The organism is Neisseria sp., from assembly GCF_030523955.1.
Taxonomy (GTDB): Bacteria; Pseudomonadota; Gammaproteobacteria; order Burkholderiales; family Neisseriaceae; genus Neisseria.
Genome location: NZ_JAUNHL010000084.1, coordinates 1 through 9,605 on the forward strand (window position 1 = coordinate 1; position 9,605 = coordinate 9,605).

11 protein-coding genes are annotated in these 9,605 nt (G+C 53.2%); 8 read left to right on the top strand and 3 right to left on the bottom strand.

All coding sequences use genetic code 11. The features are described 5' to 3' along the window. Nucleotides 1–77: 77 nt before the first annotated feature. Entirely contained in the window at nucleotides 78–647 is a 570-nt protein-coding gene (locus tag Q4C79_RS12460) for an alpha/beta hydrolase (RefSeq protein WP_303091344.1), read from the bottom strand. A gap of 170 nt (nucleotides 648–817) precedes the next feature. On the opposite strand from Q4C79_RS12460, the gene Q4C79_RS12465 reads away from it, so the two are divergent. The 8 genes from Q4C79_RS12465 to Q4C79_RS12500 all read left to right on the top strand — a co-directional run bounded on the left by Q4C79_RS12465 (nucleotide 818) and on the right by Q4C79_RS12500 (nucleotide 6,588). Further along, complete coding sequence (locus tag Q4C79_RS12465) at nucleotides 818–1,153, top strand: MerR family transcriptional regulator (RefSeq protein ID WP_303091345.1); 336 nt, start codon at nucleotides 818–820, stop codon at nucleotides 1,151–1,153. Between the two features lie 409 nt (nucleotides 1,154–1,562). Further along, nucleotides 1,563–1,994, top strand: a complete 432-nt coding sequence (locus tag Q4C79_RS12470; protein ID WP_303091346.1) for a hypothetical protein — start codon at nucleotides 1,563–1,565, stop codon at nucleotides 1,992–1,994. Between the two features lie 77 nt (nucleotides 1,995–2,071). Next, nucleotides 2,072–3,133: a glycosyltransferase family 4 protein gene (locus Q4C79_RS12475; protein WP_303091347.1), complete on the top strand. Its 1,062-nt coding sequence runs from the start codon at nucleotides 2,072–2,074 to the stop codon at nucleotides 3,131–3,133. A 258-nt stretch (nucleotides 3,134–3,391) separates the two neighbouring features. Further along, on the top strand, nucleotides 3,392–4,066 hold the full coding sequence (gene tenA, locus Q4C79_RS12480) for a thiaminase II (RefSeq protein WP_303091348.1): 675 nt from the start codon (nucleotides 3,392–3,394) through the stop codon (nucleotides 4,064–4,066). 99 nt (nucleotides 4,067–4,165) lie between these two features. Then, nucleotides 4,166–4,711: a D-glycero-beta-D-manno-heptose 1,7-bisphosphate 7-phosphatase gene (gene gmhB / locus Q4C79_RS12485; protein WP_303091349.1), complete on the top strand. Its 546-nt coding sequence runs from the start codon at nucleotides 4,166–4,168 to the stop codon at nucleotides 4,709–4,711. A gap of 39 nt (nucleotides 4,712–4,750) precedes the next feature. Further along, entirely contained in the window at nucleotides 4,751–5,500 is a 750-nt protein-coding gene (locus tag Q4C79_RS12490) for a 1-acyl-sn-glycerol-3-phosphate acyltransferase (protein ID WP_303091350.1), read from the top strand. Between the two features lie 10 nt (nucleotides 5,501–5,510). Then, nucleotides 5,511–6,089, top strand: a complete 579-nt coding sequence (locus Q4C79_RS12495) for a DUF1415 domain-containing protein (protein WP_303091351.1) — start codon at nucleotides 5,511–5,513, stop codon at nucleotides 6,087–6,089. A gap of 136 nt (nucleotides 6,090–6,225) precedes the next feature. Next, on the top strand, nucleotides 6,226–6,588 hold the full coding sequence (locus Q4C79_RS12500; protein ID WP_303091354.1) for a YbaN family protein: 363 nt from the start codon (nucleotides 6,226–6,228) through the stop codon (nucleotides 6,586–6,588). Between the two features lie 194 nt (nucleotides 6,589–6,782). Here Q4C79_RS12500 and pta read toward each other — a convergent pair whose 3' ends face one another. Then, a complete protein-coding gene (pta, locus tag Q4C79_RS12505; RefSeq protein WP_303091352.1) occupies nucleotides 6,783–8,264 on the bottom strand; it encodes a phosphate acetyltransferase in 1,482 nt (493 codons plus the stop codon). A gap of 237 nt (nucleotides 8,265–8,501) precedes the next feature. Continuing rightward, nucleotides 8,502–9,605 (bottom strand): flotillin family protein (locus tag Q4C79_RS12510; RefSeq protein WP_303091353.1); only part of this gene is annotated, 1,104 nt, incomplete at its 5' end.

Here is a 9,605-nt window from a genome sequence, read left to right on the forward strand (position 1 = left end):
TAGTACGGCAAGGCGCAGCAACGCCGTAGCGAAAGTTAAGTTAATCTGCTATAAACAATAAAACTGTGTCGGAAGTCTTAGCGGAACTCATCCACCGCCTGTAACACCTGCGGCAACTCGATAAACCCATCCGAGGCCAAAAAATGTCCTGCGTTTGGCACAGTAATGATATGGCACTGCAAAGCATTTGCCAGTTTCAAACTGGCTTCAGGCGCAACCAATGGGTCATTTTCGCTGATGATACAGGTAATATTCGCCGTCATCTCACGAATGGCGGGTAAGTCCAACTGCGCTTGCGCCACATAATCATCAATAGAATAACCTTCGATTTCAGCCAGCTTGGGCAGTCTTCCGCCAAACGCCGACACCAGCACTAAGCCGCCGATTTTGGGTGGACGGGTTTGTGACAGATAATGCAGCAAGGTGATATTGCCTAAGCTGTGCGCGATAAATAAATCATCAGGCTGCGGCGTACCGATATGTCGGGCAAGAGTATGTTGCCAGCCGGCAAAAACAGGAGCGGTCGGATTGGGCAGTATCGGCACGTCCACCGTATAACCACGTGCTTTCAGACGGCCTGAAAGCCAGTGAAACCAATGGTCGTCAGGCGTTGCGCCCCAGCCGTGAATAATAAAAGCGCGTTTCATCTTTGTTCCTTGCTTGAATCGGGATTTTGTTGCGCAAGCCGAAACAGCCAGTGTGATTGCGGCAAGACAGAATTGGCGGCGGCTGGTGAAGTTCTTATTTTTCATAGTAATCCCATTATTGGGTGGTTAAAATAGCCACTCTAAACCATGACACCGTGAGAGGGTCAAACATGAAAATCAGTGAATTTGCCCAAGCTTGTGGCAGCAGCGTCCGTATGGTGCGTTTTTACGAAACGCTCAATCTCATCAAGCCCAAACGCAATGCAAACGGTTACCGGCAATACAGCCCCGACGACATCGCGATTGTCCGAAAAATCATCCTGCTCAACAAAACAGGCGTACCGCTCAAAGACCTGGCACTCATGCACGACTGCTTGCGCGATGAACCGCAAAATTTCTGCGCCGATTTGCGTGGCAGGCTAATGGAACGGCTCAACGCCATAGATGGGCAGGTTAGCGAACTGCAACAAAGCAAAGTCTTATTAAGCGAATTGCTTGCCAGATAATTTCAGTCTGTCGGGCATAAATGCCCGACCTACAAGCTCTTACATTCACCAAACCAGTGCAACTTTCCACTAACCGATAAAGAGGTCTAAGCAATAATTAATGCCTGAAACCTTTGCAAAATATCCGCATGCGGATGAAGTTCGAGGTACAGCTGCACAGCGAAGTTCGTAGGTCGGGCATTTATGCCCGACAAAGGTAGTGAACAAATTCTGTCGGACATGAATGCCCGATCTACAAGCTCTTACATTCGCCAAACCAGTGCAACTTGCCACTAACAGATAAAGAGGCCTAAGCAATAATTAATGCCTGAGACCTTTGCCTGTCTGAAAACCCGCCGCCCACCCAAATAGCGCCGAAAGACAATAATGCTATAATTCCCCAACACAGCCGTTTGCAAAGCAGATAACCATGTACGACCACATTTCCTTCCATCTCGACGAAGACTATCCCGCCGATTTACCCGAGCAGCATGCCGCACACCACATCGGCTATTATTACGCTTGGGCGGTTTCGCAAAATCTGCACAGCGAAGCCGCAGCCGCACTGCCCGGTTTCGACCTGCTGTTAAGCGGCGAAATTTCCGGCACGCACTTTGTGCTCGAACAATTAAACGGCGGCATCGACGAGACCTGCTTCAATGATTTGGGCAACCGCTTCACCCGTTATTACTATGCAGACGAAGAAGAAGGCTACGGCCTTTTTATGGAAGATTACTTCGCCGCGCTGGGCATTGAAACCGACGATGCCTTCTACCGTATAGCCGATACGGCCGCCAACCAAAGCCTTTTGAACCAAGTCTTTCAGACAGGCTTTCTGCGCTGGCAAAACAGTTTGAAATAGAGTGACGTAAACTTAAAATAGTACCGCCTCGCCTTGCCCTCTTGTAAATTTACGCCACCATAAAAGGCCTGTCTGAAATGAAAAAAACCCTAGCCATCAGCGCCAACCAATTTGCCCACGGCGGCGGCATCGAAAGCTACACCTTCGATTTGGTGCGCGCCCTTGCGCAAGAGCCCGATACCGAAGTCAAAGTCTATGCCGCCAAATTCAACACCTCCTTGCCGGAATACGCCCTGATCCGCCCCGAACTCATCCGGCAAAAACGCATACCGAAAAAACTCAGGCCTTTTTTCTTCGCCCCGCAGCTTCGCCGCCAACGCCCCGCCGGCGAACCCTTAATCGCCTGCAACCCGGCCGATGATGCCGATGTATTCATCTGCGGCGGCAACCATTTAGGCTATCTGCGCGCGATGGGTTTGCAGGCCAACCTGATCGACAAGCTCACCATCCGCCGCAACCGCAGCAATTACGCCACCGCCAAAAGCATCATGGCGCATTCCGAAATGATGCGGCGCGAGCTGATCGAACTATACGGCATCGCCCCCGAGAAAATCCGCACCATCCACCCGCCCGCCGATACCCATCGCTTCTACCCCAAACCCGAAGAGATTGACGCCACCCGTGCGCAATACGGCTGGCGCGACGACGAAACCGTATTCCTGTTTCCCTCTACCGGCCACAAACGCAAAGGCCTCGACTTGCTGGCGGATTTTTTCGAACGCACCGATTTACCGGTCAAACTCGCCGTAGCCGGCTCTCCTCTGCCGCGCCCGATGCGCAAAGTACAGGAACTGGGCTTTTGCAAAAATATGCCGGAGCTTTACCGCGCCGCCGATTACACCATCATGGCTTCGCTGTTCGAGCCTTTCGGCTTGGTGGGCGTAGAATCCGTTTTGTGCGGCACCCGCGTGGTATTGTCCGACAATATGGCCTGTTGCGAAGTGATGAACGAAGAAGCCGGCTTTTTCTTCCCGCGCAGCCGGCCCGAGCAACTGGCCGAAGCGGTAGCCGCCGCCGTTACCCTCAAACAAAACGGCGGCCACAAACTGGCCGACCCCTTCGCCGCGCTGGGTTATAACCCCACGCTAACGCACCACATCGGCCTGTTGCACCAAATGCTAAACGGCCAAACTGCTTAACCGCTTTCAGACAGGCATTGCCACAAAGACCGGTATCAAAAATTGATTATTCTAGACCGCAACGCCATCATCCGCGTTGACTCCGGTTTCTACAAAAAAACCATCGGTTTTACCCCGACAGCGCCGAAAATACGGCACAATGGTATGCGACCAGCCATCAGCAAACGCCTGTATTGTTGTTCTTCAAGAAGTATGCCGACGAAATTTCGCCGAAACAGCTGACGGCGGTTCGATAAACCGAAAGCAAAGGAGAAACAAATGTCATTCAGCCAAGAAGCTTGGGAGCGCAATCTCGATTTATATCAAGCCACCTTAAACCTGCCGTTCAATCAGGAACTTGCCGCAGGTACGCTGGACAAAAGCGCGTTTTGCCATTATGTGATTCAGGATGCACACTATCTGGAAGCCTACGGTCGCACGCTGGCGGTATGTGCTGCAAAAGCATTCGATGCCGATGCCATTCTCAAATTCGCCAGCTCGGCACAAGGCGCGATTGCAGTGGAGCGCAGCCTGCACAACGGCTTTATGCAGCGGTTCGGCATCACGCAGCAACAATACGAAGAAACCCCGCTCACGCTCGCCTGCCACCATTACACCGCCTACCTGCTGGCCACCGCTTGGTCGGAAAGTTATCCCGTGGTGGTAGCCGCCCTGCTACCCTGCTTCTGGATTTATGCCGAGGTAGGCAACGATATTTTCGACAAATCCGCGCCTGACAATCCCTATCAGGCTTGGATCGACACCTATGCCGGCGAAGAATTTCAGGAGTCGGTGCGCCAAGTGATTGCGATTGCCGATAGGCTGGCCGAACAAAGCGACAAATTAACGCTGCAAAAAATGCATCATGCCTATACAATGGCAGCTAAACTGGAATGGTTGTTTTGGGACAGCGCCTATCACCAGCGCCAATGGTCAGGCTTGGAGCGCTATTAAAGCGAAGTCCGAAACACGCAAATGCCTGTCTGAAAAGGGTTCAAGCCGTTTTCAGACAGGCATTCCCCATCAAAAAACCATCAAGAAAGCCCTGTTTTCATGAAACTGATCATTCTCGACCGCGACGGCGTTATCAACCACGACCGCGACGATTTTGTCAAATCGGCAGACGAATGGATACCGATAGAAGGCAGCATGGATGCCATCGCTTTTCTTACCCAAGCCGGTTACACGCTGGCCGTCGCCACCAACCAATCCGGAATAGGCCGAAAATATTACGGCATCCAAGAATTAAACGAAATGCACAATAAAATGCACCGCTTGGTCCAACAAGCCGGCGGACAGATAGACGGCATTTGGTTCTGCCCGCACATCGCCGCCGACGAATGCGACTGCCGCAAACCGAAACCCGGCATGGTTCAAGACATCATCGCCCGTTTCAACGCCCGCGCCGAAGAAGTTTACATGGTGGGCGACAGCCTGCGCGATTTGCAGGCCATCGCCGCCGCAGGAGGCAAAAGCGTATTGGTGCTCACCGGCAAAGGGCAGAAAACCCTGAAAAACGAGGGCGACCAATTGCCCGAAGGCACTCTGGTATTTGATAACCTGATGGCGTTTTCGCAATATATTATGCAACAGGCCTGATGCCTGTCTGAAAACAAAATCATCCCGTTTGGAACAACTATGCTGCTGATTAAAAATCTGATTTACTGGCTTATTCTGGTGATCAGTGCGCCTATCGCCTTTATGATTACCGTTTTATCCCTGCCCTTTCCCCAAGGCCCCAACAAAATCGGCCGCGCTTGGGCGCGCTTGTTATTGTGGTCGCTGAAAAACATCATCGGCCTCAACTACCAACTAACCGGCAGAGAAAACATCCCCGACTATCCGGCGATTATCTGCTCCAAGCACCAATCGGGCTGGGAAACCTTGGCTTTGCAGGAAATCTTCCCCTTGCAAGTGTTTGTTGCCAAAAAAGAATTGTTCCGTCTCCCCTTTTTCGGCTGGGGTTTGAAAATCGCCAAAACCATCGGCATAGACCGCTCATCGGGTGCCAAGGCGACCCAAGAATTATTGAAACAAGGCATGGCGCGCAAACAGGAAGGCTTCTGGATCAACATCTTCCCGGAAGGCACCCGCATCCCGCCGGGCCAGCGCGGCAAATACAAACAAGGCGCCGCCCGCATGGCCAAACTGCTGGAAATGGATATGGTCCCGGTAGCCCTCAACAGCGGCGAATACTGGCCGCGCAACTCATTCTATAAATATCCGGGCACCGTTGAAGTCATCGTCGGCCCACCGATTGCCCACGACAGCGGCGAGTATGCCGAATTAACCGCACGCTGCGAAGCCTGGATTGAAGAACAACAGCAACTGATCAACGGCAAAGGCCCGTGTGCCGCCCAAACCGCTTTCCCTCCGCCTTCCGAATAAGCCCCCAAACATGACCACGACCACCAGCGACCAAACCATTATCGAGCACACCCGCCAATGGCTGGAAAAAGCCGTTATCGGCCTGAACCTTTGCCCGTTTGCCAAAGCGCCTTACATTAAAAACCGTGTGCGCATCGTGCTTAGCCATGCCAAACATACCGACGGCTTTCTCGAAGATCTCGACCGCGAGCTGCTCTATCTGGCATCCGTGCCCGCCGAAGAAATTGAAACAAGTTTATTGATACACCCTGATTTGTACGATGACTTCCTAAAATTCAACGACATCCTAGACTTCGCCGAGCAAGCCGTACTCGATAACGATCTGGAAGGCATTATCCAAATCGCACCCTTTCATCCGCAATTCCAATTTGCCGGTACCGATCCGGACGACATCAGCAACTACACCAACCGCTCGCCTTACCCTACCCTGCATCTGATACGCGAAGAGAGCATCAGCAAAGCCGTTGAAGCCATTCCCGATGCCGCCCAAATTTTCGAGCGCAATATCCGGGTATTAGAAGAAATGGGGCACGAAGGCTGGCAACAACTCAAGCTTCCGCAAACAGAAACAAGGTCAGAAAAAGGATAAAAGAGCCTTATCCGGATCGAAATACAAAATAATATTTTGAAATTTATAGCCAATAATGATATGCACGGCTCTTGTTATTGGTTTTGACGCCCCGCCACCTGCACATAATCGCTCACAACTTGCCACAACAGCCATGATCGTTACCCGAACATTATTCTGGATTGCCGGCATCGTTTTCTTACTGCTTGGCATTATCGGTATTTTCCTACCGGTATTGCCGACCACCCCTTTTGTTTTACTTGCCGCCGCTTGTTGGGCGCGTGCTTCGCCTCGTTTCCACCGCTGGCTGAAGCAACACCACTATTTCGGCCCGATAATAGAAAACTGGGAAACCCGGCGCGCCGTCCCGCGTCGCGCAAAATACCTAGCCTGGAGCATGATGACCTTCTCCTGTGTTTTTCTGTTCTGGCGCTTCCCCGAACAATTATGGATAGGCCTTGCAGCTTCCGCCATCTGCTTGGCCAGCGGCCTCTGGATGGCAACATTACCCGATGCTTAATCAGGTATATATAGCGAATTAACTTAACTTTCGCTACGTCGTTACTGCGCCTTGCCGTACTATTTGTACTGTCTGCGGCTTGCTGCCTTGTATCGAAAATTAATTAAATCCGCTATAACGAAATCAATCGGCACAAACAAATGCCTGTCTGAAAAATATTTTCAGACAGGCATTTTATTTTGCAAACCAGCTGCTTACTGCGCCATTTGCTCCGCTTGAATAGCCGTGAGCGCGATGGTGTAAACAATATCCTCCACCAATGCGCCGCGCGACAAATCGTTTACCGGCTTGCGCAAGCCTTGCAGCATCGGGCCGACGCTCAATACGTTGGCATTGCGTTGCACCGCTTTGTAAGTACAGTTGCCGGTATTCAAATCCGGGAAGACAAACACGGTGGCTTTGCCGGCAACCGGGCTGTTGGGCGCTTTGGATTTCGCCACGCTGGGCACGCAGGCGGCATCGTATTGCAGCGGGCCGTCTACCGGAATATCCGGGCGTTTCTGTCTCACCAATTCGGTGGCGGCGGCGACCGCTTCCACATCGGGTCCGGCGCCGGAAGTGCCGGTGGAATAGGAAATCATGGCCACGCGCGGCTCGATACCGAAAGCTTTGGCGGAATCGGCGGTTTGAATCGCGATTTCGGCCAGCTGCTCGGGCGTCGGGTTCGGGTTAACAGCACAATCGGCGTAAGCCAATACTTGGCCGGGCAACAGCATAAAGAATACGCTGGAAACAATGCTTGCTCCGGGTGCGGTTTTAATCAATTGCAATGCCGGGCGGATGGTATTGGCGGTGGTGTGTATCGCGCCGGAAACCAAGCCGTCCACATCATTTTGCGCCATCATCATGGTGCCCAATACCACGGTATCTTTCAATTGCTCGCAAGCCTGCTCCGGCGTCAAACCCTTGCTTTTTCGCAGCTCCACCATGGGCTCGACGTATTGCGGCATCAAATCTTCGGGATCGATGATTTCCACCGAATCCGGCAACTCGATACCCATATTCTCGGCTACCGCCATCACCGCCGGGCGCGGTGCCAGCAATACGCAACGGGCAATACCTTTTTCATGGCAGATCGCAGCGGCCTGTACGGTACGCGGCTCGGCGCCTTCCGGCAACACGATGCGCTTATTGGCTTTGCGCGCCGATTCCATCATATTGAAACGGAATTGCGCGGGCGACATTTTCTCCGCTTGCGGCTCAACCAATTTGGCGCTACCTTCCAACACGCCTACTTTGCCCAGATAAGGCAGGCCGGCTTCTTTCGCTGCTTCGGCGCCGCAACCGATTACGCCGGCCAATTCCACGTTTTTGCCGTTGAAGATTTGTTTGGCCAGCTTCAAGCGGCGGCCAAGACCGCCTTCTTCGGCGGCGGCAAATACCACGCGCGCATTAAAGGAAGTGGCCAAATCCACATTTTGAGCTGCCATAAACACGCGCTCAGCATCCGGGGTTACCCCCTGAATCACCAGATTTTTTGCACCGACTTGCGCGGCGCGTCCAATCAACAGATCCAGCCAATCATCTGCCTCGCCGGCGGCAATCAGGCGCTCGGCTTCCGCCGCGTTTTCCAATACATTGAATACCGCCGCCTCCGGCAACGCAGCGGCCAGCGCTTCGACCACTTCTACCGCATCCACATGCGGGCACACCGGTACCACTAAAATATTCGCCATATCAACCTCTCTTCCTTTTCTGTTCGGATGGTTTGAAATCATGTGAAATATACCTGAAAACCGCCGTTGGTTCTATATCGATCAAACAGCTTGCAGTGATTTTCTAAGGTATTTTATTGCGAAAAAGATGAAAAAACAGCGGTTTTGATATCAAATAAGGCAAAAAACAATCTTATCCGTTAAAAATGCCTGTCTGAAAACTTTTTCAGACAGGCATTGCTCCCAATCAACCAATCATCAGCCTTCGCCGTTGCCCACACCCTTGTCCAGGCCTTGGGTCAAGCCGTTGATGTCGCCGCCGTTTAAGCCCAACTCTTTCAGCAGGCCGTCCACCAAAGGCGCTTGGCTGCGATAACGCAAGGCACTGTTGACCATCTGGTCGGCCAGGCTGCCCTGTGCACTGCCGCCTTCTGCCGCATCCGAACCGGCAGAAACACCGCCGAAACCACCCAAGCCGTTGACTTGCAGGATTTTGATGTCGTCGATGTTTTCCATCGGGCGCACGCTTTCGCGGATAATGTCGGGCAGGTGCTTGAGCAAAGCGAGGCGTACCTGCATTTCCACCTGCTCCACGCTCAATACGTTGGCCGCTTCGTTCACTGCGCGGGTACCTTCAGCATCCACTTTGTATTGCTGCTCCTGTGCCTGCGCCAGCAGGATTTTGGCATCGGCCTCGCCTTTGGCTTGCAGGCGCTGCTTCTCGGCTTCGGCTTCGGCGGCAATGCGCACCGCTTCGGCACGGTCTTGCGCCGCCAGTTTTTCGGCATCGGCGGCTACCGTTAACGCAATCGCGTCTTTCTGCGCCGCTTCCTGCGCGGCAATCAGCTCCACCGCCTTGGCACGCTCGGCACGCTCGGTTTCGCGCACGGTTACCACGCTCTCCTCTTCGCGCACCGCCGCTGCACGCGCTTTGTCGGCCTCGGCCTTGGCTTCAGATTCGGCACGCGATTTTTCGGCCACCGCAATCGCGCGGTCTTGTTCGGCCAATTCAATCGCTTTGCGGCGCTCCACTTCGGCCTGCTCGATGGCCTGCGCTTTACGGATGTCTTCGTTTTTAATGTCGCGCTCGGCCATGATGCGCTTCAGGTCCACTTCGCGCTCGGCGGCAATCTGCGCTTCTTCCGCCTCGCGTTTTTTGGCCGCTTCCTGCTCGGCGATACTGGCTTCCTGCTCGGCGCGGCGTACGGCGATTTCGCGCTCTTGTTCCAGCTTGGCGTATTCTTCCTCGCGCAAAATGTTCAGGCGGGTGCGCTCGGCTTCGAGGTTTTTGGTTTTAATCGCCAGATCGGTATCCTGCTCGATGTCGTTGCGCTTTTTGCGGCGCACTTCGATGGTTTCGGT

What these genes read in the sequence shown, in the direction of transcription:
- Q4C79_RS12460 (WP_303091344.1), bottom strand. Translation starts at nt 647, where the DNA reads ATGAAACGCGCTTTTATTATTCACGGCTGGGGCGCAACGCCTGACGAC.
- Q4C79_RS12465 (WP_303091345.1), top strand. Translation starts at nt 818, where the DNA reads ATGAAAATCAGTGAATTTGCCCAAGCTTGTGGCAGCAGCGTCCGTATG.
- Q4C79_RS12470 (WP_303091346.1), top strand. Translation starts at nt 1,563, where the DNA reads ATGTACGACCACATTTCCTTCCATCTCGACGAAGACTATCCCGCCGAT.
- Q4C79_RS12475 (WP_303091347.1), top strand. Translation starts at nt 2,072, where the DNA reads ATGAAAAAAACCCTAGCCATCAGCGCCAACCAATTTGCCCACGGCGGC.
- tenA (WP_303091348.1), top strand. Translation starts at nt 3,392, where the DNA reads ATGTCATTCAGCCAAGAAGCTTGGGAGCGCAATCTCGATTTATATCAA.
- gmhB (WP_303091349.1), top strand. Translation starts at nt 4,166, where the DNA reads ATGAAACTGATCATTCTCGACCGCGACGGCGTTATCAACCACGACCGC.
- Q4C79_RS12490 (WP_303091350.1), top strand. Translation starts at nt 4,751, where the DNA reads ATGCTGCTGATTAAAAATCTGATTTACTGGCTTATTCTGGTGATCAGT.
- Q4C79_RS12495 (WP_303091351.1), top strand. Translation starts at nt 5,511, where the DNA reads ATGACCACGACCACCAGCGACCAAACCATTATCGAGCACACCCGCCAA.
- pta (WP_303091352.1), bottom strand. Translation starts at nt 8,264, where the DNA reads ATGGCGAATATTTTAGTGGTACCGGTGTGCCCGCATGTGGATGCGGTA.